General features: G+C 36.3%; 21 protein-coding genes. 14 read left to right on the top strand and 7 right to left on the bottom strand.

All coding sequences use genetic code 11. The annotated features are described in order from the left end of the window. Positions 1–24: 24 nt before the first annotated feature. From ICJ85_RS05335 to ICJ85_RS05305, 7 genes are all read right to left on the bottom strand, one after another. Positions 25–1,482: a sensor histidine kinase gene (locus ICJ85_RS05335; protein ID WP_188222743.1), complete on the bottom strand. Its 1,458-nt coding sequence runs from the start codon at positions 1,480–1,482 to the stop codon at positions 25–27. A gap of 66 nt (positions 1,483–1,548) precedes the next feature. Further along, entirely contained in the window at positions 1,549–2,097 is a 549-nt protein-coding gene (locus tag ICJ85_RS05330) for a CopD family protein (protein ID WP_188222742.1), read from the bottom strand. A gap of 8 nt (positions 2,098–2,105) precedes the next feature. Next, positions 2,106–3,458: an MATE family efflux transporter gene (locus ICJ85_RS05325; protein WP_188222741.1), complete on the bottom strand. Its 1,353-nt coding sequence runs from the start codon at positions 3,456–3,458 to the stop codon at positions 2,106–2,108. Continuing rightward, positions 3,458–4,489, bottom strand: a complete 1,032-nt coding sequence (gene hemH, locus ICJ85_RS05320; RefSeq protein WP_188222740.1) for a ferrochelatase — start codon at positions 4,487–4,489, stop codon at positions 3,458–3,460. Before hemH ends, ICJ85_RS05325 begins: the two co-directional genes overlap by 1 nt. Positions 4,490–4,691: 202 nt before the next feature. Next, a complete protein-coding gene (locus ICJ85_RS05315) occupies positions 4,692–4,853 on the bottom strand; it encodes a hypothetical protein (RefSeq protein ID WP_188222739.1) in 162 nt (53 codons plus the stop codon). Positions 4,854–4,888: 35 nt separating this feature from the next. Next, positions 4,889–5,602, bottom strand: a complete 714-nt coding sequence (locus ICJ85_RS05310; RefSeq protein ID WP_188222738.1) for a ThuA domain-containing protein — start codon at positions 5,600–5,602, stop codon at positions 4,889–4,891. A 3-nt stretch (positions 5,603–5,605) separates the two neighbouring features. Next, positions 5,606–6,505 (bottom strand): helix-turn-helix transcriptional regulator, encoded by a 900-nt coding sequence (locus tag ICJ85_RS05305; protein WP_394354406.1) that lies wholly within the window; start codon positions 6,503–6,505, stop codon positions 5,606–5,608. 188 nt (positions 6,506–6,693) lie between these two features. Between ICJ85_RS05305 and hemA the strand changes: the two genes are divergently transcribed. The 14 genes from hemA (at position 6,694) to ICJ85_RS05235 (ending at position 21,605) form a co-directional block, all read left to right on the top strand. Then, a complete protein-coding gene (hemA, locus tag ICJ85_RS05300) occupies positions 6,694–7,953 on the top strand; it encodes a glutamyl-tRNA reductase (RefSeq protein ID WP_188222737.1) in 1,260 nt (419 codons plus the stop codon). Then, complete coding sequence (gene hemC / locus ICJ85_RS05295) at positions 7,946–9,523, top strand: hydroxymethylbilane synthase (RefSeq protein ID WP_188222736.1); 1,578 nt, start codon at positions 7,946–7,948, stop codon at positions 9,521–9,523. The genes hemA and hemC overlap by 8 nt, the downstream gene beginning before the upstream one ends. Before the next feature lie 90 nt (positions 9,524–9,613). Continuing rightward, positions 9,614–11,356: a TrkH family potassium uptake protein gene (locus ICJ85_RS05290; protein WP_188222735.1), complete on the top strand. Its 1,743-nt coding sequence runs from the start codon at positions 9,614–9,616 to the stop codon at positions 11,354–11,356. 28 nt (positions 11,357–11,384) lie between these two features. Continuing rightward, entirely contained in the window at positions 11,385–12,101 is a 717-nt protein-coding gene (locus ICJ85_RS05285) for a potassium channel family protein (protein WP_188222734.1), read from the top strand. Position 12,102: 1 nt separating this feature from the next. Then, on the top strand, positions 12,103–13,128 hold the full coding sequence (hemE, locus tag ICJ85_RS05280) for a uroporphyrinogen decarboxylase (RefSeq protein WP_188222733.1): 1,026 nt from the start codon (positions 12,103–12,105) through the stop codon (positions 13,126–13,128). A gap of 105 nt (positions 13,129–13,233) precedes the next feature. Then, on the top strand, positions 13,234–13,983 hold the full coding sequence (locus ICJ85_RS05275; RefSeq protein ID WP_188222732.1) for an EI24 domain-containing protein: 750 nt from the start codon (positions 13,234–13,236) through the stop codon (positions 13,981–13,983). Beyond that, entirely contained in the window at positions 13,973–14,875 is a 903-nt protein-coding gene (gene hemF, locus ICJ85_RS05270) for an oxygen-dependent coproporphyrinogen oxidase (protein ID WP_188222731.1), read from the top strand. Before ICJ85_RS05275 ends, hemF begins: the two co-directional genes overlap by 11 nt. Position 14,876: 1 nt before the next feature. Then, positions 14,877–15,263 carry a YchJ family protein gene (locus ICJ85_RS05265; RefSeq protein ID WP_188222730.1) on the top strand — a complete coding sequence of 129 codons (387 nt, stop codon included), beginning with the start codon at positions 14,877–14,879 and terminating at the stop codon, positions 15,261–15,263. 57 nt (positions 15,264–15,320) lie between these two features. Then, positions 15,321–16,310, top strand: coding sequence for a porphobilinogen synthase (gene hemB / locus ICJ85_RS05260; protein ID WP_188222729.1), 990 nt, complete (start codon positions 15,321–15,323; stop codon positions 16,308–16,310). Between the two features lie 116 nt (positions 16,311–16,426). Further along, positions 16,427–17,506, top strand: coding sequence for a CNNM domain-containing protein (locus ICJ85_RS05255; RefSeq protein WP_188222728.1), 1,080 nt, complete (start codon positions 16,427–16,429; stop codon positions 17,504–17,506). Between the two features lie 2 nt (positions 17,507–17,508). After that, positions 17,509–17,991 (top strand): methylated-DNA--[protein]-cysteine S-methyltransferase, encoded by a 483-nt coding sequence (locus ICJ85_RS05250; protein WP_188222727.1) that lies wholly within the window; start codon positions 17,509–17,511, stop codon positions 17,989–17,991. A 79-nt stretch (positions 17,992–18,070) separates the two neighbouring features. Next, the gene (locus ICJ85_RS05245) at positions 18,071–19,222 is read left to right on the top strand and encodes a serine hydrolase domain-containing protein (protein ID WP_188222726.1); all 1,152 of its coding nucleotides are present in this window, start codon (positions 18,071–18,073) and stop codon (positions 19,220–19,222) included. Then, positions 19,212–19,925, top strand: coding sequence for a 3'-5' exonuclease (locus ICJ85_RS05240; RefSeq protein ID WP_188222725.1), 714 nt, complete (start codon positions 19,212–19,214; stop codon positions 19,923–19,925). The genes ICJ85_RS05245 and ICJ85_RS05240 overlap by 11 nt, the downstream gene beginning before the upstream one ends. Continuing rightward, positions 19,926–21,605 (top strand): ABC transporter ATP-binding protein, encoded by a 1,680-nt coding sequence (locus ICJ85_RS05235; RefSeq protein ID WP_188222724.1) that lies wholly within the window; start codon positions 19,926–19,928, stop codon positions 21,603–21,605. Positions 21,606–21,622 lie beyond the last annotated feature (17 nt).

The following is a 21,622-nucleotide window of genomic DNA, read 5'->3' as shown; positions in this document are numbered from 1 at the left end:
TATTATATTTTAAAACTAAGCGATCTATTCTTTAGGGAAAATCACTTTGAAAGTCGTTCCTAGTTGTTTTTCTGATGTTACGGTTATTGTTCCCTTATAAGTTTCCACAATATTTTTAACCATCGCCAATCCTAGTCCCATACCACTGCTCTTTGTTGTAAACTTTGGTTCGAATACCTTATCTAAATTCTCTTCTGAAATCCCGGAACCATTATCGGAAACCGTCATAATTACATTTGTATCGGTCGCAGAGACTTCAATTTCAATTTTAGGTTCGCGGTCTTCAGGAATCGCCTGGATACCATTTTTCACTAAATTGGTAATCACCCGAATCAATTGAGTTCTATCAAATTTAGCGATAATTTCTTCGTCTTCGGCATAAAACTGAATATAGTCTTCAGTAAAAATATCAAGTGCTAGTTTTACAATTTTAACCACATTTAAAGTCTCATTTTGCTGTGCCGGCATTTTCGCAAAGTTTGAAAAAGCCGACGCAATAGCACTCATCGTATCTATTTGCTGAATCAGTGTTTTACTGTATTCATCGAGTTTTTCATTAATTTTTTCATCCTCTGGATTAAACTTTCGTTGGAAATTCTGAACCGTTAAACGCATTGGGGTTAACGGATTTTTAATTTCATGCGCTACTTGTTTTGCCATTTCTCGCCAAGCCTGTTCGCGTTCACTTCTGGCCAACTGAATAGCACTTTCTTCCAACTCATCCACCATACTATTATAGGAAGTTACCAATGTTGAAATCTCCTCACTGGTATCATCTATATCAATTCTTTCATTTCTTCGCTCTAATCGCGTGGCATTAATTTTTTCACTAATGGTTTGTAACGATTTTGTAATGTATTTTGATAAAAGGAAAGCAATACCAATGGCTAACAACAATACAAACATAAAGGCATAAGCGATGCGTTGTAGAAACTCTAAAATCTCATTAGTTAAAAAGTCATCTTTTGTTAAATAAGGTAAATTTAAAATAGCAATAGCCTTAGATTGTTGATCGAGCAAATAGGTATAAGAAGACTGAAAAATCTCCCCATTTTCCTTATGCACATCCATGTACATGTGCTCTGCAGTATTGGATATGGCGTTTAAAATTTCAGCCTTTAAGCAACTCTCTGCTTCCTGCCTTTGTATTCCGGCACGAGAAGATATTAATAAACCACCATCAAGATCATAAAGGTTAATTTGAAGTTTATGAATATCAGCAATATTAAAAATCTCTTCTTTAAAAATAATAGGAATATTTTCTGTTTTTACCTCCCAGGTATTTTGCCGACCATTTAAAACACGCTTTAAATGCGTTTGGATATTTCGTTCTTTATTCTCTAAATTTTCATTGTGATAATCCTCACTCTGCTCTTTATATTGATATATTGCTACAGCCGATATAAGCACCGACGCCAAAAATACCAACATAATCATGGCTAAGAAAATACGAGTTCGTAAAGACAGCTTCTTTAATTTCATTTGAAGTTTTAATTGACTAAATATAGCAATAATTGAGCCAATATTTCGCTAGCCTGAAGCAGGCTCTTATGCCTCCGGATTTTTATCGCGAATATTCTTGTAGATTTTAAATCCTAAGGTAATGAGAATACCTAAAACTATAATTCCAACGACTCCAAAAATCCAGTTTAAGGCACTTTGTAAGACCACCAAAAATACTACAGCAAACAAGATAAAGGTGGCACCTTCGTTCCATAACCTCATGAAGTTAGAGGTTTTTGTCACTATTCCGTTTTGCAATTGCTTATAATACTGATGTGTTTTTAAATGATAAATGATTAGCAACACCACAAAACCCAGCTTGACGCGCATCCATGGTTCCTGTAAAAAGTCCGGTCGAAGGAGTAGTAACCAAATAGCGAATATCACAGCTAAAATAGCCGAAGGCCAGGTAATAATATTCCACAATCGCTTTGCCATTAAGGCCAGTTGTTTTCCTAAAATCTCTTTTTCCGGCGAAGGTTTTTCTGAAGCTTCAATTTGATACACAAACAACCGAGGAATATAAAACAACCCGGCAAACCAGGTAATCACAAAAATAAGGTGTAACGATTTTATATAGTAGTAATATTCCATAACGCTTATTATACAGTTTTAGCAATTAACTCTCTTCGAATTTCACGGTTTAAAAAATACCCAGTAACCAAAGTTGATAGCACATCAGAAATCGGGAAAGACATCCAAACCCCTAATTCTCCATAAAATTTTGGTAAAATTAAAATTAATGGAATAAAGAAAAACCCTTGTCTGGATAAGGTTAATAATAAGGCTGGTGTTGCCTTACCTATTGCCTGAAAATACGCAGCTCCAATTAGTTGAAGCGCTATAATTGGTGTAACTGCAAATACCCAGCGCATATCACTTGGGGTTTGCTTAATCACCTCTACATCGGTGGTAAACATTTTGGTAATAGCTTCGGGGAACATCATCAATAAAATAAAAACTAAAGTCGCCAAAACTGCAGCATATTTAATGGCTGTATTGATACTTTCTCTAACGCGATCGTAGTTTCTGGCACCGTAATTAAAACCAGCAATTGGCAAAAATCCTTGGGTAATTCCAAATACCGGAAACAAAGCAAACATAAGCATCCTTCCTACAATAGCATATGCTGTTACCGATGTCTCTCCTCCTAAATCGAAGAGAATATTATTCATAAACAAATATGTAATACTTACAACAGCTTGCCTTGCTAAGGTTACAAAACCTAATGAACCAATCTCCTTTACAATAGATAAATTCAGTCCAAAATGAATGAAATTAAGTTTCAATTCAGAATGCTTAGACAAGAAAAACCAAAGAATAAAGATGAAACAGATAACATATGAAATGGTGGTTGCCCATGCCGCACCATACATTCCAAAATCGAGAAGATTAATTAAAATATAATCTAAAATCAAATTACTTACCGATGGAATCATCATGGCGTACATGGCAAACTTTGGCTTGCCTTCTGCACGGATTACCGTGTTTCCCAACATACACAATGCCAGAAACGGCACACCATAAAGCACAATTTGATAATAAATTTTGGCTGGATCGAAAATAGCACCTTTCCCTCCAAATGACATGATAATATTATCGGCATAAGCCAAACCTAAAACCACCATCGACACAGTAAAAAGTAATGCCAAGGTAATTTGATTTCCGAAAGTTTTTAGCGCCTTTTCATAATTAGAAGCACCTAAAGCTCTTGATATAATAGACGAACCACCAACCCCAATACTCATACCTAATGCCGCAATAAAAAATGACACCGGTAATACAATATTGATCGCTGCAATGGCAATAGATCCAATCCAATGGCCTACAAAAATGGTATCGACTAAAATATTAAGCGACATCACCAAAATACCAATCGATGCAGGTACGGCCTGTTTCACCAATAATTTACTTATAGGTTGCTCGCCTAAATCTTTTGCCGATACTTTTGCCATTAAGCTTTTACATTAGGAATCGCCCAGTTATTAATCCATTTTGCCAGTAACTCAACCCATTCCTTGTCGTCATTTAAACATGGTACCGTAGTATAATTTTTACCTCCCATTTCATGAAAAATTTCCTGACCTTCCATAGCAATCTCCTCTAAAGTCTCTAAACAATCACTCACAAAGGCAGGCGTTACAATGGCCATATTTTTTACTCCACTTTTACCTAAACGCTCAATAGTTCTGTCTGTATATGGCAGTAACCATGGATCAAACCCTAAACGCGATTGAAACGATGTAGAATATGAATCTTCTTTAAGCTGAAGTTTTTCGGCCACTAAACGCGTAACTTCCAAACATTGATGACGATAACAAAATTCGTGTGCTTTGCTTGGCGTTTTACAGCAGCTACCATCTATTTTACAATGCGATTTTGTCACGTCGCTTTTACGGATATGACGCTCTGGAACCCCATGATATGAAAACAGTAAATGTTCGTAGTTTTTACCTTCTAAATGCTTCTTAATACTTTCTGAAAGCACTTCTATATAATCAGGTTTGTTGTAGAAAGCTGGTACCGATTCAATCTTTAAATTCGGAAAATCTTTCTGACGTAATTCTTCAGCTAAAACCGTAATTGTTTCGGTTGTTGCCATCGCAAACTGAGGATATAAAGGAAATAACAACACTTCTTCCACCCCTTGATCTACCAATTCTTGTAGCCCTTTTTTAATCGTCATACTTCCATAACGCATAGCTAAAGCTACTGGTACATCAACTAAGTCTTGCACTTTCTTCTTAACACGTTCTGAAATAACAATTAAAGGAGACCCTTCTTCCCACCAAATTTTCTGATAAGCAGCTGCTGAAGCCTTAGGTCGTGTTTTTAAAATAATACCTTTTACCAGAGCTGTTCTAGCTACGAGCGGAATATCGATAACGCGCTCATCCATTAAAAACTCTCCTAAATATTTCTTGACATCTTTTGGTGACGGGCTGTCTGGCGACCCTAAATTAACGAGTAGAATACCTTTTTTCATCTGTTAATGCTAAATTTCTATTTTTTCGTCAGATGGAATTCGCCTGTAAACATTTTACTTTAAAAAATGGGTGACCAAGGCTCATCTCCTATTGCAAAAATACAATAGAAATTATAATCGTAGTACTATGTTGGTATAGTATTTTCTTATTAAGAATTAAACCAAATTGATAAGAAAAGAGATTAATTCTCGGTAAAATAAACTATACGTCGTTTTCTTCAATTTTTTTCTGAAAATAAGGTTTTGGTCGTTCTTCGTTGTAATCACAATCCTGAAAAATACCACAGGAGGTTGAGGGTCTTGCTAATGCTTTTGAATTAACACTTTTTGAAAGCGCTTCAATTTCTGGGGTTAAACATTTCATAAACAAGGATTTAGGTTTTTCTAATCTACTAAAAATCATCGGTTTAAGCAATAAAAAATTCCTCCAAGTAAATGTTTTCTAAATTTTTGATCGTTATAAGACTCAATTGTATGCCCTAATCCTGTATAAAAAGAACGTCCACCATCAAACTCATGATACCACGCGATGGGATGAAATGCACCGTTTTTCCCTCCTTGGTAAGAAGTCTCATCCAACATAAGTAAGACATTTGTACTTTTATTAATGGATTTAAAATTATACCATTCATCGTAATGCTTCCATTGGTTTGGTAAATGTGCAGTAGAAGGGTGCGATCTAATAATTCGTTTAATAATTGCCGTAGACTTATCTGGATGATCCAGAAAGTAAGCACCAACCAGTTTATTAAACCAAGGCCATTCGAATTCGGTATCGGTAGCGGCATGAACCCCCATAAAGCTACCACCTTTATTTATGTACTTTTCAAATGCTTGTTCCTGTTCAGAGTCTAAAACGTCACCTGTAGTGTTTAAAAAAATTACTAAATCAAACCGTTTTAATGTTTTGTAATTGAATAATTCGGCATTTTCAGTATGAGTGATATTAAAGCCATTTTCCGCTCCCAATTCTTTTAATGTTTCAACACCAACCGTAATAGATTTATGCCTATAACCCGCTGTTTTGGTAAATACTAACACCTCACTATCTTTAGGCGGCAAAGCAAAACCAGTGAGTAGCACCAAGGAAATCAATAGAAAAATTATTCGCATAACTTAGCTTATAGATTGAAGATATTTCTTAGGCGTTGTACCATACTTCTTTTTAAATGCTGCAATAAAGTGACTTGCTGTGCTATACCCCACTTTCAAACCGACTTCATTGACATTATTTTCACCAGATTCCAATAGCTTTCGAGAGACTTCCATTTTATAATCGAATAGAAAACTATACACTGTGTCACCATAAATCTGTTTAAATCCTTCCTTCAATTTTTTAAGACTTAAGCCTATTTCATCGGCTAATTCCTGTAAACTTGGTGGCTCGGCCATATTCGCTATAATAATATCCTTTGCCTTTCGAATTTTAATAACATTGGTTTCATCAACTAAAAACGGACATTGCTCAACATTGGCATCTTCACTTCTGTTGAAATACAAACTCAACAACTCATAAGCTTTACCTTTAAAATAAAGATTTTTAATAGACGAATTTAAATTGAAGTTGATTAACTGATTTAAAACAATAGCCATGGACGGCGAAATAATACCATCTTTATAATACTTTTTGTCTTTGTTTTCAGAATTTAAAAAGGAAATATAACCGGCTTCCTGAGAAAACAAGCCGTGGAATTTTTTAATGGAAATTAGAACTGAAACAATCCATGAATTTGCGCTTACCTCAAGATTAATGGGCAAATCGCGCTGGGGATTATAAAGCAACAACGAGTTTTCTTCATGAATATTCAAAGTGTAGCGACCTTCATTAAAAAGAAATTTACTGGATCCCTTCACACAAAAGTGAAATTGTATATAATCGCAGTTAATATCTTTCACAATACACTGTTCACTACTGGTATCGTTTTTAAACGTAAACACTAAAAAACCATCATCTATTTCAGTTTCATCAAAAGCACTTATAGCGTTATTTTTAAAATCTATTTTATTATTCATCATATCTAAATTATTTAGATTAGTTCTAAACAAAAAACTATAAACCTGCCTATTTCCCTATAAAAATATGACAAAAGCTAATTTATAACTAAAATTGGACATAAATAACCACAAACGTTATTAAAAGTTCTTTCAGCGTTATTTTTTTTATTTCTATCGACATACATTTGTCATGAAATTTCAAACCAAGCATGCACCAATACAATATATCTAAGACTAACTCCTTCTATGCCATAGGGTTAAGCTACAAAAAAGCTGACGCCGAAATACGAGGACACTTCAGTTTAGATGAAGACGCCAAACAAGCGCTAATTAATCAAGCGAAAGAAAATGGCGTTGAAAGTTTGCTTGTTACCTCCACCTGTAACAGAACCGAAATTTACGGTTTTGCACAACATCCTTACCAGCTTATCCAACTGCTTTGCGACAACACCAAAGGTACTGTTGACGAATTTCAAAAGGTTGCTTACATCTACAAAAACAACGAAGCCATTGCCCATATGTTTAAAGTAGGGTCTGGTCTTGACAGTCAGATTTTAGGTGACTTCGAAATTATTAGTCAGTTAAAAGCCAGTGCACGTGTTTCTAAAAAACACAAGTTATTAAATCATTTTACCGAACGCTTGCTAAACGCCGTAATTCAAGCAAGTAAACGCATTAAAACAGAGACAGAAATTTCTTCGGGAGCGACATCGGTATCCTTTGCTTCTGTTCAATATATCTTTAACACCGTTGAAGATATTTCAAGTAAAAATATTTTACTTTTTGGAACGGGTAAAATAGGAAGAAACACCTGTGAAAACTTAGTAAAGCACACCAAGAACGAGCATATTACTTTAATTAACAGAACCAAGACCAAAGCAGAACAAATTGCTGGTAAGTTCAATTTAGTAGTTAAAGATTATGCCAACCTTCAGGAAGAAATCAACAAATCTGATATTTTAATAGTGGCTACCGGCGCACAACGCCCAACGGTTGACAAACACTTGATTCAATCTAAAAAGCCATTACTAATTTTAGATTTATCGATTCCTAAAAACGTTGATTCTAATGTTGAAACCTTAGACAATGTGACTTTGGTACATTTAGATGATTTATCGAAAATAACAGATCAAACACTTGAGGAACGCAAAAAACATATTCCTTTAGCTGAAGCTATTATCGAAGAAGTAAAAGCAGAATTTAACGGTTGGCTGGAAACACGAAAGTTTGCCCCAACTATTAAAGCATTAAAACATAAATTAATGGATTTTGCGTCAACCGAATTAGAAACGCAACGCAAAAAAACCACTGATTTTAATGAAGCGCAAGCCGAATTAATCAGTAACAACCTTATTCAAAAAATAACAAATCATTTTGCACATCATTTAAAAGATGATGCTGTATCTACAGATGAGAGTCTGGAACTCATTAAAAAAGTGTTTCAGTTAGAAACCAAAACACATGTCTAAAATAATAAGAATTGGTACACGCGATAGCGAATTAGCGCTGTGGCAAGCCAAAATAGTACAAAGTCAACTTGAAGATTTAGGGTATAATACCGTGTTAGTTCCTGTAAAATCTACAGGCGATATAGTATTAGATAAACCCCTTTACGAATTAGGAATCACAGGAATTTTTACCCGTACACTTGATATTGCCATGCTTAATCATGATATCGATATTGCTGTACACTCGTTAAAAGATGTTCCTACGGTTTTACCTAATGGCATTGTACAAGCTGCGGTTTTAAAACGTGGTAATGTAAACGACACTTTGGTTTTTAAACACAATGAAGAATTTTTAGGCGCTAGAGAAGCTGTTATTGCAACAGGAAGTTTACGTCGTAGAGCACAGTGGCTAAACCGTTTCCCAACACATACCATTGTAGATTTACGCGGTAATGTAAACTCACGTTTACAAAAATTAGCCGATAACGAACACTGGAATGGTGCTATTTTCGCTGCTGCCGGTATTGGACGTATTGGCATTCGTCCGGAAGAAGCCATCAACTTAGACTGGATGATTCCTGCGCCAGCTCAAGGCGCCATTATGATTACTGCTTTAGGCGAGGATGATTATTCACTTACAGCCTGTTCACAACTTAATCACAGAGAAACTGAAATCTGTACTTCTATCGAGCGTGAGTTTTTAAACAAGCTCGAAGGGGGTTGCACTGCACCAATTGGCGCACTAGCCACCATAAAAAATGATGAAATACACTTTAAAGGTGTGCTTTTAAGTTTCGACGGAACCAAACGTATAGATGTAACTCGCGTTAAAAAGGTAGGTGAACACCACGATATGGCTAAATACTGTGCCGATTTCGTTATTGCACGTGGTGGAAAACGTTTAATGGATAACATTAAAAACGGCCATAAAAACACGAATGTGTATTCTACAAAAGCGTTTACCGAAGATCAACGTGTATTATTTCATGACAAGGCCATCGTTGAACATAGCGATTTTATAAAAATAAGTTTAAACCGTATTCATCCGCGTTTTGTAAAAAACGAAATTGAAAACGTTATCATTACCAGTAAAAATGCTGTAGAAAGTTTACTAACTAGTTTTTCTCCTTTAGAGCTTCAGTTTAAAAACATCTATTGCGTGGGTCGCCGAACCAAACGTATGGTAGAAAACAAGATTGGTAAAGTCACCCATTTTGAAAATAGTGCTAAAAAACTGGCTCATTATTTAGTTGAAAATATAGAAGGCAATGCAATTACTTATTTCTGCAGTAATTTAAGACTGGATGACCTTCCGACTATTTTAACCGACAATAACATTAACGTGACTGAAGTTGAGGCTTACCAGACCAAATACGATGGTATTCGTGTGAATGACTCCGTAGAAAGCGTTATGTTTTACAGCCCTTCAACGGTGCAAAGTTTTGTTGAGAAAAACAATTCAGAAGTGATTGCCTTTTGTATTGGAGATAGTACAGCTAAGGAAGCTAAAAAGCATTTTAGCGACGTTAGAGTTGCTAAAGTACCTACGGTAGAAAGCGTTATAGAATTAGTTAACGAGCATTATATATAAAAATTCTATTTTTGTTATAGAATTCCACGTTTTTTAACCTGCTTAAAATCAGTGTTATTTTATAAGCATAGAGAAAACTAAATTATAACAATGAAAAGAGAATCTTTACTAAATAACGTATATCGCTTTTTTGATATCATAGTATTGCTCTTTATTGTTTTTGATTTTGGTTACGACTTTGCTGACAACTTTAATACGCCTCATGTTTTAGGCTTACTTATTCTTTCAGGCTTTTTACTTGCCTTTAATGCTGCCAAATTCTTTGTATATAAATACAAGAAAAGTAAGAAAGTTGCTCTGGTAAACATTGTTATTATGGGATCTCTACTATTGACGTCCCTTATTATGACGATAGTCTATATCGACTATAACTACCATTACATCCTGCAAAAAATAAAACCGGTATTAGAAGGTGGTCTTATCGCCTATTTCTTTTTAAGATTACTCATTTTAGTACGTCACATTTACGATGTGTATTTTAATCCCGCCATAGTGTTTGTCGGGAGTTTTATAATTTTGGCGTTATCGGGTGCATTTTTATTAATTATGCCCAGTGCAACACCCCACGGCATTACTTTTACCAATGCCCTATTTACAGCAACCAGCGCCGTTTGCGTTACCGGATTAGCCGTAGTTGATACCAGTCTGGATTTTACGCTGGTTGGGCAAACGATTATTTTAGTATTAATACAACTAGGAGGTATTGGAATTTTAACGTTCACCTCGTTTTTCGCCTTTTTCTTTAGAGGGAGTTCCTCGTTTAAAGAAGGACTAAACACACGAGATTTTATAGCACAGGAAGGTTTACAGGACGTTTTTAAAGCCGCCCTTCATGTAGTAATCTTTACATTGTCTTTAGAAATTATTGGAGCTTTCTTTATTTATTATTCTATACTTGATGTTAGTACTATAAGTAACAAGTTTTTCTTTTCGGTATTCCACTCTATTTCTGCATTTTGTAATGCCGGATTCTCGATATTTTCAGCAGGATTATTCGACCAAAGTATTCGTTTCAACTATGGTTTTCAGTGGATAATCATGATACTGGTTGTATTTGGTGGTCTAGGTCACAATATTGTGTTCAACTTTGTACAATACATTAAAACCTATGTCCTGGAATTATTCAGCAAAAAACGTATCCATAAGCGTATTCCGGTCATAACTCTGAATACAAAAATTGTAATTTACACCACTTTTATTTTACTTTTTGGTGGCGCTGGATTTCTGTTTATTTCAGAATACAACAATACGCTATTAGACCATACCTCAACGTTTGGTAAATTTACCAATGTCGCCTTTGGGTCGGTTACGCCAAGAACCGCAGGGTTTAATGTGGTGGACTATTCATCAATGGCCGTACCATCATTACTATTGGTTATTTTTTTAATGTGGATTGGAGCCTCACCAGCATCTACCGGTGGTGGTATAAAAACCAGTACCTTTGCAATTGCAACGCTTAATATTATTGCTATAGCCAGAGGAAAAAGTAGGATAGAGCTTTTTGGAAGACGCCTTTCGGCAGAATCGACATTAAGAGCGTTTGCCATTTTATGTATTTCGTTAATTGTTATTGGTATTGCCATCATGGCTTTACTCATTTTTGAACCAAAAGACACGCCATTGCTTACCGTAGCATTCGAGTGTTTTTCAGCATATAGTACCGTTGGATTGAGTTTGAATTTTACACCTACACTTTCAGACCCAAGTAAATACGTCATCATTATTGTGATGTTTGTAGGGAGAATAGGTATGCTCAACTTAATGATTGGTTTACTGAGACAGTTAAATCATCAATTCTATGAGTATCCAAAAGAAAATATTTTAATCAACTAGAAACCGTTTCTAATAAAATAAATAACTCATGAAAATAATAGTTTTTGGACTTGGGAATTTCGGTACAGCCTTAGCACTAAGCCTTACCGAAACAGGAAATGAAGTTATTGCCATAGACAAACAAATGGATAAGATTAACTTGGTGAAAGACAAGATTTCTCATGCCATTTGTATGGACTCTACCAACGAGCTGGCCTACGATGCCGTACCTTTAAACGACGCCGACAAAGTGGTGGTTGCTATTGGTGAAAATGAAGGCGCCGCGATTATCACCACGGCTATCATTAAAAAATTGAGTACGGTAAAAATCATCAGTCGTGCCTTATCACCTATTCACGATACGGTATTGGAGGCGATGGGTATTCACAGTATCATTCACCCAGAGCAGGATTCGGCAGATCGATTAACAAAACAAATCAACTTTAAGTCTACACTGGAAAACTATCAGTTAGATAACAACTTTACCATTTCAGAAGTTAGAGCCAAAAAAGAATTCTACGGAAAGACTTTAAGAGAACTAGATTCTATAGACACCTATAGCTTAACGTTGATTACCATTATTCGCGAAAGAGAAAAGAAAAATTTAATAGGCAAAAAAACAATAGTTAAAGAAACTATTGGCCGCACCAACCCAGATACAGTTGTTTTAGATAACGATATTTTAGTGGTTTACGGAAACAACAAAGACATCGAAAATTACTGTATGGGTGAAGAAGAATACGATTTAAGAAACAAAAACATTTAAGATGATAAAAAACGATCTGTTTTTAAGAGCACTAAAAGGTGAAACTGTTAACCGTCCACCAGTATGGATGATGCGTCAGGCAGGGCGCTATTTACCAGAGTTTATGGCATTACGTGAGAAATATGATTTCTTTACCCGTTGCCAGACACCAGAATTAGCAAGTGAAATTACCGTACAACCTATTCGTCGTTACGGTATGGATGCTGCAATTTTATTTAGTGATATTTTAGTGATTCCGCAGGCTATGAATGTCGAGGTACAAATGAAACCAAATTTTGGTCCCTACCTTCCTAACCCGATTCGTACGACTAAAGATGTCGAGAATGTGATTGTTCCAGATGTAAAAGAAGCTTTAGACTACGTTTATCAGGCTATTAAAGCGACCAAAGAATTATTAAACGATGAAATTCCATTAATTGGTTTCGCAGGTTCACCATGGACTATTCTTTGCTACATGGTACAAGGTCAAGGTAGTAAAACCTTTGATAAAGCGAAAGAATTTTGTTTTACCAACCCAGTAGCGGCACACACCTTACTTCAAAAAATCACCGATACCACTATTGCTTACTTAAAAGAAAAAGTAAAAGCAGGTGTTAATGCCGTTCAGGTATTTGATTCTTGGGGAGGGATGTTATCTCCAACCGATTATCAGGAGTTTTCTTGGCAATACATCAACCAGATTATAGACGCTTTAAAAGACGATGCGCCTGTCATTGCCTTTGGTAAAGGTTGTTGGTTTGCGCTTCACGAAATGGCGCAAAGTAACGCTTCTGCACTTGGTATAGACTGGACATGTTCGGCAAGAAATGCACGTTATTTAACCGGAGGAAACATCACCCTTCAAGGTAATTTCGATCCATCAAGATTATTATCACCTCCTGCCGACATTAAACGCATGGTGCACCAAATGATTAACGAATTTGGTAAAGACAAATACATTGTAAACTTAGGTCACGGTATTTTGCCTAACATCCCATTAGAAAATGCACAAGCCTTTGTAGATGCTGTAAAAAACTATAGCGCATAAATATTTGGGCGTTACCAAAGGTCGCGCTTTCGGCAGTCGCTTCCCGGTTAAATATAACCGGGAGAGCTTCAACAAAGCCTCTATCGCTAACGCAAAACAACAGCCATGATAAAAAATATAGTTTCTGGAATTAAAGCCTATTTCGGAGCGTTTGGTTTAATCTCTAAACTAAAACTCTGGAAATACTTTGCCATTCCCATGCTTATTAGTTTCATAACTGCCATTGTGATTGGTATTTCAGCCTACGGACTTTCAGACAACATTGGTGCTTTTATTTCAAAACTATGGAGTTGGGAATGGGGTAAAGAAACGTTTACAACTATAGTAAATATTATTGGTGGACTCATCATTATTATTCTTGGGTTAATTCTTTACAAACATATTATTATGGCCTTATCGGCACCGTTTATGAGTCCGGTTTCCGAGAAAATTGAAACGCATCTTCTTGGTTCCGATAAAACCTATAGAATTACCTCTTTTACCGAACAGTTATGGCGCGCCATTCGTATTAACGTTAGAAATCTGTTTATGGAAGTGCTCATCACCATTCCGTTGTTAATCTTAAGTTTTATTCCTGTAATAGGCATCCTGTTCACCATACTTATTTTCTTTATTCAGGCCTATTACGCTGGCTTTGGTAACATGGATTATACCTTAGAACGCCACTATAAATACAACGAAAGCCTTAACTTTGTAAAACGAAATCGCGGATTGGCTATTGGTAACGGTATCATATTTATATTGTTTTTATTAATTCCGTTTATCGGAGTTATTTTGGTATTACCGCTATCGGTAACAGCAGCTTCAGTAAAAACCATTGAAGCCCTTCAATTAGAAAGTCATTATGAAAAATAAATTTTACGAATACATACAACAACTCCAAGACACCATCACTTCTAAACTGGAAGCTATTGATGGCAAAGCCACGTTTCAGCAAGATCTTTGGGAACGTCCTGAAGGCGGTGGTGGTAGAACCCGTGTGATTCAAAACGGCAATGTATTTGAAAAAGGTGGCGTAAATATCTCTGGTGTTCACGGTAAATTACCAGATACCATGCAGGCGTATTTTGGTGTTGAAGACGCCGATTTTTTTGCTTGTGGTTTAAGTTTAGTGCTTCACCCGAAGAGTCCAATGGTTCCAACAGTTCATGCCAACTGGCGCTATTTTGAAATGTATGATAAAGACGGAAAAATTGTAGACCAATGGTTTGGTGGCGGACAAGATTTAACGCCGTACTATTTATTCGACGAAGACGCCGTTCATTTTCATCAAATCTGTAAAACAGCCTGCGATAAGCACAATCCGGAATTTTACCCAACTTATAAAAAGCGTTGTGATGAGTATTTTTATAACGCACACCGAAATGAAGGTCGTGGCATAGGTGGTTTATTTTTCGATTATTGTAAAGAAACCAAAGAAACCAGTATGGAAGACTGGTATAACTTTGTAACCGAAGTTGGTGACAGTTTCCTTGAAGCCTACGTGCCAATAGTTAAAAAACGTAAAGATTTACCTTATACCGAAGCTAACCGTACCTGGCAGGAAATCCGTCGTGGGCGTTATGTAGAATTCAATTTAGTACACGATAAAGGCACCTTATTTGGTTTAAAAACCAACGGTCGAATAGAAAGTATTTTAATGAGTTTACCACCACATGTGCAATGGGTTTACGACCATCAACCTGAAGCTGGTAGCGAGGAAGAAAAACTAGTTAACGTTTTACAAAATCCTGTAGACTGGGTGTAACATGAATTGCTACTGCGGAAATAATAAACCCTATACTGAATGCTGCGAAGTATTTCATAAAAATAGCGGAAAAACAGAAACTGCCGAGCAACTCATGCGTTCACGTTACAGTGCTTTTGTTTTGGCTGATGGTGATTATTTAATGCTGACTCATCACAGCTCAACCAGGCCTATAAAAGAGAAAAAAGCGATTGTAAACTGGGCCAAATCAGTACAGTGGATAAAGCTAGAAGTACAAGAAACTTTAAAAGGTATGGCTACCGACAATGAAGGCACCGTAACCTTCGATGCTTATTTTTTTGAAAATGGCAAAGTAGATGTCATTCATGAAAAATCGGCATTTGTAAAAGAAAATAACATTTGGAAATACTTAGGATTAAGCCAGTAAACATCAATTAATCCGATAAAATTACAAACCTCGATTATCGAGTAAACAAAAAAGATTATGTATCCATTAAGAAGAAATAGACGATTAAGAGCTAACGAAGCTATTAGAAGCTTGGTAAGAGAGACCATAATTACACCGAACGACTTTTTAGTGCCTTTATTTGTTGTTGAAGGCAAAGGTATTAAAGAAGAAATTGCTTCGATGCCAAACTACTTCCGTTATAGCTTAGATTTACTTGAAAACGAAGTTAAAGAACTTTGGAGCCTAGGTTTAAAATCGGTATTATTATTTGTTAAAGTACCAGAAAATTTAAAAGACAATAAAGGAACTGAAGCTTTAAACCCTAACGGATTAATGCAACGCGCTATTAAAACCGTAAAAAATGCTTGCCCGGAGATGTTGGTGATGACCGATGTGGCTTTAGACCCATACTCAACTTACGGACACGATGGAATTGTTGAAAACGGTATCATTTTAAACGACCCTACGTCTCAAGTACTATCAGAAATGGCTTTATCTCATGCTCAAGCCGGTGCCGATTTTGTAGCACCAAGTGATATGATGGATGGTCGTATTATTCAAATGCGAGAGTTATTGGAAGACGAAGGTTTTACCAATACTGGAATTATGAGTTATTCAGCAAAATACGCTTCTGCATTTTACGGGCCGTTCCGTGATGCTTTAGACTCTGCCCCTGTTGATATGGCAGATGTTCCAAAGGATAAAAAAACCTACCAGATGGATTATGCAAATCGCATTGAAGCCATAAGAGAAACCGAAATGGATATTGATGAAGGTGCCGATATTGTTATGGTTAAACCAGGCTTATGTTATTTAGATATTGTGCGTGATATTAAAAATACTGTTGATGTTCCTGTTGCCGTGTATCAGGTGTCTGGTGAATACGCCATGATTAAAGCTGCTGCCGAAAAAGGCTGGTTAAACCACGACGCCGTTATATTAGAACAAACGTACGCCATTAAACGTGCTGGTGCAGATATTATAGCTTCATATTTTGCCAAAGATGTGGTTAAGTTAATTTCTTAAAAATTTTAATAACGTTCTTAAAAGCATATTCCAAGATTATTAAATTTCGGAATATGCTTTTTTACTATAGGAGTAAATCAGATTTCGTAACTTCGTAAAAAACGATATCATATTTTATGAGCGCACTTATTTTTTGGGCAACAATCTCCATATTCTTTTCCTTTTTATGTTCCATACTCGAAGCCGTATTACTTAGTGTAACACCAACGTTTATCAACTTAAAAAAACAGGAAGGTAAAGACTTTGCTTTTACTTTGGAAGCCTTAAAAAAGGACGTCGACAAACCGCTAATATCCATATTAACCCTAAACACTATCGCACACACTTTGGGAGCGATGATGGTGGGTATCCAGGCTGAAAAACTTCCGTATAAAATTGAACTATTCGGTATCAATACTGTAGGAGTGGTTTCAGCAATCATGACGTTATTGATTTTAATTGCCTCAGAAATTATTCCGAAAACCATTGGAGCAACCTACTGGAAAAACTTATCAGGGTTTACCGCTACAACCCTGACCATTTTAATTTTCCCTTTAAAATGGACCGGAATTCTTTGGTTGTTACAACTCACTACAAAACTTATTGGTGGCACAGAACATGGCAGTGTTTTAAGCAGAGAAAGTTTTATGGCTATGACCGATATCGCTCATGAGGAGGGCGTTTTTCATGAAAGCGAAAGTAAGGTGATTAAAAACCTACTCACATTTAAAGAAGTCTTCGCTAAAGATATCATGACGCCACGAACCGTGATGAAAATTGAAGATGAAGATATGACTGTGGAAGCTTTTTTCAAGAAAAATTTAAATCTTAGGTTTTCAAGAATTCCTATTTATTCTAAAGATCACGACAATATTATAGGCTTGGTATTAAAAGACGATGTTTACAAACAAATGGCTCTAGATAACAACACTAAAAAGCTATCTGAACTTAAAAGAAATATTATTGTTGTTACTAGAAATATGCCTATCCCATTATTATTTGACAAGCTTGTTGATAGTAGAAATCATATGGCTTTGGTGGTTGATGAATACGGTTCTGTGAGTGGTATTGTAACTGTTGAAGACGTTATTGAAACTTTACTTGGTTTGGAAATTATGGACGAAAGTGATAACGTATCCGATTTACAACATCTGGCTCGAAAAAGCTGGGAGACCAGAGCTAAACGCTTAGGTATTATTGACGATTCTAAACAGTAAACATGGATACCTGTATTATTAAATCACCATTAGGTTTTACTAAAATAACTGGAGACAACATGGGGATTTCATCGGTTACCGTTTTAAATTCTGAAGAAATAATCTCTGAAACTATTCCCGAAACTTTACAAGATTGTGTCACCCAGTTAAAAGAATATTTTGAAGGTTCACGCACAACATTCAATCTAAAACTAAGCCCTAAAGGCACCGATTTTCAAAAATCTGTCTGGACATTATTACAGCAAATTCCTTTCGGAAAGAGCATTTCCTATTTAGAACTTTCCAAACAACTTGGCGATCCAAAGGCCATTCGGGCCGTGGCTAATGCGAATGGCAAAAACCCGTTGTGGATTATTGTACCATGTCACCGCGTTATTGGTACCGATGGTAGTTTAACAGGGTATGCCGGTGGTTTATATCGCAAACAATGGCTTTTAGAACACGAAAGCCCGAATAAACAACAAAATTTATTTTTAAGTTCTTAAAAATTTAAAATGAGCCCTAAAGTCGAGCCCTTTATTCCTTAAAATATTTCCTATATTTAGTTCAACTAAACCTGTCAGCATGAAATTCCTCAAAAAACTACTTAAATGGATCGTAATCACCATTGCGCTGCTTATTGCTTTACTTTACCTTTTCGATTACGGTTACATTATTCGTGGTGCCAAAATCGTTTATTTCACTGGTCATAACACGGCTTTTATTGATGATTACCCATATTTCGAAAACGACACTATAAAAAAAGGAACGAATCCTCAACCTTGGCCTATTCACAAAAATTACAATTCAGTTGAACCCACCGAAAAACTAGCAAAAGTCAATAGCGACTGGGGAACCATAGCCTATCTCATTATTAAAAATGATAGCATTTGGTTTGAAAAATATTACGAAGATTTTGGCAAAGACTCAAAAACCAATTCGTTTTCTATGTCAAAAAGTATAACCACCACGTTGCTCGGAAAAGCTATTATGGATGGTTACATAGAGAACTTAGACCAACCTGTTAGTGATTTTTATCCGCAATATAACGATAACAAAACTACGGTTGGCGACCTGGCTTCTATGGCATCAGGATTAGATTGGGTCGAGCATTATACAAGTCCGTTTTCGGTAACCGCAAGAGCAAATTACGACGATGATTTAGCCGAAACCATACTCAACCAAAAAGTAATAGAGGAACCTGGAAAGTCATTTAAGTACCTCAGTGGCAACACTCAGCTACTGGGGATGATTATAGAAAAAGCATCCGGAAAATCTCTTTCAAGTTATTTATCAGAAAGCTTTTGGGAGCCTATGGGAGCTACCGACGATGCCCTTTGGCAATTAGATGATAGCAAACACAAATTAGCTAAAGCATTTTGCTGTATTTCAAGTAACGCTCGGGATTTTGCCCGTTTTGGAAAATTATATAAAGACTACGGAAAATGGAATGGCAAGCAACTTCTCGATTCTTCTTATGCTGTAAAAAGCGTGACCCCTCGTTTTCCTGAAAGCCCACAATACGGTTACGGGTGGTGGATGAAAGATGTTGGAAGCAAACACTTTTTTATGATGCGTGGCCATCTAGGGCAATATGTTATTGTAGAGCCCGAAGACAACCTTATCATTGTTCGTTTAGGACACCGAAAATCGCCCGACGAAGGCGTTGGACAGTTTACACAAGATATTACTGTCTATATTGAAGAAGCTTATAACATGTTAGGATATGATCTCTAAAATCAACTTAGAAAACATATTATTTTTAGATATTGAAACCGTACCCGAGGTTCAGCACTTCTCAGATTTAGACGAGACTAAGCAAGCCTTATGGGAACAAAAATCACAATACCAGCGCAAAGACGATTACACCGCCGAAGAGTTTTACGATCGTGCCGGTATCTGGGCAGAATTCGGTAAAATAGTTTGCATTTCGGTTGGGTATTTTGCTTTTAAAGGCGACATGCGCAACTTTAGAGTCACTTCTTTTTTTGGCGATGAAGCCAAACTTTTAAAGGATTTTAAAAATTTACTGAATACACATTTCAACCACCCAAATCATCTGCTTTGCGGACATAATGCCAAGGAATTCGACTTTCCCTATATCGCACGTCGTATGATTATAAACGGTATTGAACTTCCACATAAACTTAATTTGTTTGGTAAAAAACCATGGGAAGTACCTCATATCGATACTTTGGAACTTTGGAAGTTTGGGGATTTTAAAAGTTACACCTCTCTAAAATTGCTTACCAATGTTTTAGGTGTTCCTTCTCCTAAAGATGATATCGATGGCAGTGAAGTCTACCGCGTGTATTACGAAGAAAACGAAATCGATCGCATTGTTATATACTGCGAAAAAGATACCATTGCCGTAGCACAAATCTTTTTACGATTACGAGGCGACGAGCTATTAACCGACGATGAAATTTTTCATATATAAATGCAGAAGAACCCCATTTTAAACATAAAAGACTTAACCATTGCCTTTGGAAAAAATGAAGTGATTCATAACATTTCGTATGAGTTATTTGAAAATGAAATTCTGGGTATTGTTGGTGAATCTGGATCCGGGAAATCGGTGTCATCGTTAGCCATATTAGGATTACTACCAAAGAACATTTCAAAGATTACTTCAGGACAAATTCTGTTTAACAATGAAGATTTAACGACTCTATCTTCAAAAGCATTACAACAAATTCGTGGCAAAAAAATAGCCATGATTTTTCAGGAGCCCATGAGTTCCTTAAATCCATCCATGACCTGTGGAAAACAAGTTCAGGAAATTCTTTTGCAACATACCAATTTATCGAAGCAAGAAGCCAAAGCAGAAACCATTACGCTTTTTGAAAAGGTAAAACTTCCTAACCCATCTAGAGTTTATAATGCCTATCCGCATGAGATTTCCGGCGGACAAAAACAACGGGTTATGATTGCCATGGCTATAAGTTGTAAACCGGATGTTTTAATTGCCGATGAACCCACAACTGCCTTAGACGTTACCGTTCAAAAAGAGATTATCAAACTTTTGAAAGATCTTCAGATTGAAACAAAAATGAGTGTGATTTTCATCACGCATGATTTGTCGTTAATCTCAGAAATTGCAGACCGTGTTTTAGTGATGTATAAAGGTGATATTGTAGAACAAGGGAATGCGCATACCATATTTCACAATCCGCAACACACTTACACGAAAGCACTAATTAATGCTCGTCCATCGTTAGACACCCGACTAAAGGTATTACCAACCATAAAAGATTATTTAGACGGTACAACCAAACATACTATTATTACGACTGAAGACCGAAAACAAAAACATGAGATTATTTACGGCAAACCACCTTTACTGGAAGTGGTTAATGTTGAAAAGGAATACTTCTCGAAAAGCGGTTGGTTTAGTAAACCAAGTACCTTTAAAGCCGTAAACGATGTAAGTTTTAAATTGTACGAAGGCGAAACTTTAGGTTTGGTTGGTGAATCCGGCTGCGGAAAATCGACTCTAGGAAACGCCATTCTTCAGCTTGATAAGGCCACTGCAGGACAAATTCTGTATAAAGGCACCGACATTACCAAACTATCAAATAAAGCCATAAAAACACTTAGAAAAGAGATTCAGATTATATTTCAAGATCCGTATTCATCTTTAAACCCCAGAATTCCTGTTGGTGAAGCCATCATGGAACCCATGCAAGTACATAAACTTTACAATTCCAATAAAGAACGTAAAGCCAAAGTGATAGACATACTGGAGCGTGTAGGATTATCGGAAGACTATTTTAACCGTTATCCCCATGAGTTTTCAGGTGGACAACGCCAACGTATCGGGATTGCCAGAACCATTGCCTTACAACCTAAGTTGATTGTTTGCGACGAATCGGTTTCGGCATTAGACATTTCGGTTCAGGCACAGGTTTTAAATCTGTTAAATGAATTAAAAGAAAGTTTCGGGTTCACCTATATATTCATTTCCCACGATTTGGCCGTGGTGAAATATATGTCGGATCAATTACTGGTAATGAATCAGGGTAAAATAGAAGAATTGGGTGATGCTGATACCATTTACAGCACACCCAATTCTGCATACACTAAAAAATTAATAAAGGCTATCCCGAAGGGATTATAACATGAACACTTTTTTAG

Origin of the sequence: Aestuariibaculum marinum (genome assembly GCF_014596975.1) — a bacterium.
GTDB lineage: Bacteria > Bacteroidota > Bacteroidia > Flavobacteriales > Flavobacteriaceae > Aestuariibaculum > Aestuariibaculum marinum.
The sequence above is the reverse complement of the archived record's forward strand: the minus strand, read 5'-3'. Positions and strand labels throughout refer to the sequence as shown.

Coding starts and splice junctions, on each gene's coding strand:
- ICJ85_RS05315 (WP_188222739.1), bottom strand. CDS start 4,853: ATGAAATGTTTAACCCCAGAAATTGAAGCGCTTTCAAAAAGTGTTAAT.
- ICJ85_RS05305 (WP_394354406.1), bottom strand. CDS start 6,505: ATGATGAATAATAAAATAGATTTTAAAAATAACGCTATAAGTGCTTTT.
- ICJ85_RS05310 (WP_188222738.1), bottom strand. CDS start 5,602: ATGCGAATAATTTTTCTATTGATTTCCTTGGTGCTACTCACTGGTTTT.
- ICJ85_RS05235 (WP_188222724.1), top strand. CDS start 19,926: ATGCAGAAGAACCCCATTTTAAACATAAAAGACTTAACCATTGCCTTT.
- hemF (WP_188222731.1), top strand. CDS start 13,973: ATGAAAAATAAATTTTACGAATACATACAACAACTCCAAGACACCATC.
- ICJ85_RS05275 (WP_188222732.1), top strand. CDS start 13,234: ATGATAAAAAATATAGTTTCTGGAATTAAAGCCTATTTCGGAGCGTTT.
- hemH (WP_188222740.1), bottom strand. CDS start 4,489: ATGAAAAAAGGTATTCTACTCGTTAATTTAGGGTCGCCAGACAGCCCG.
- ICJ85_RS05240 (WP_188222725.1), top strand. CDS start 19,212: ATGATCTCTAAAATCAACTTAGAAAACATATTATTTTTAGATATTGAA.
- ICJ85_RS05265 (WP_188222730.1), top strand. CDS start 14,877: ATGAATTGCTACTGCGGAAATAATAAACCCTATACTGAATGCTGCGAA.
- hemC (WP_188222736.1), top strand. CDS start 7,946: ATGTCTAAAATAATAAGAATTGGTACACGCGATAGCGAATTAGCGCTG.
- ICJ85_RS05250 (WP_188222727.1), top strand. CDS start 17,509: ATGGATACCTGTATTATTAAATCACCATTAGGTTTTACTAAAATAACT.
- ICJ85_RS05255 (WP_188222728.1), top strand. CDS start 16,427: ATGAGCGCACTTATTTTTTGGGCAACAATCTCCATATTCTTTTCCTTT.
- hemE (WP_188222733.1), top strand. CDS start 12,103: ATGATAAAAAACGATCTGTTTTTAAGAGCACTAAAAGGTGAAACTGTT.
- ICJ85_RS05325 (WP_188222741.1), bottom strand. CDS start 3,458: ATGGCAAAAGTATCGGCAAAAGATTTAGGCGAGCAACCTATAAGTAAA.
- hemB (WP_188222729.1), top strand. CDS start 15,321: ATGTATCCATTAAGAAGAAATAGACGATTAAGAGCTAACGAAGCTATT.
- ICJ85_RS05290 (WP_188222735.1), top strand. CDS start 9,614: ATGAAAAGAGAATCTTTACTAAATAACGTATATCGCTTTTTTGATATC.
- ICJ85_RS05245 (WP_188222726.1), top strand. CDS start 18,071: ATGAAATTCCTCAAAAAACTACTTAAATGGATCGTAATCACCATTGCG.
- hemA (WP_188222737.1), top strand. CDS start 6,694: ATGCACCAATACAATATATCTAAGACTAACTCCTTCTATGCCATAGGG.
- ICJ85_RS05285 (WP_188222734.1), top strand. CDS start 11,385: ATGAAAATAATAGTTTTTGGACTTGGGAATTTCGGTACAGCCTTAGCA.
- ICJ85_RS05335 (WP_188222743.1), bottom strand. CDS start 1,482: ATGAAATTAAAGAAGCTGTCTTTACGAACTCGTATTTTCTTAGCCATG.
- ICJ85_RS05330 (WP_188222742.1), bottom strand. CDS start 2,097: ATGGAATATTACTACTATATAAAATCGTTACACCTTATTTTTGTGATT.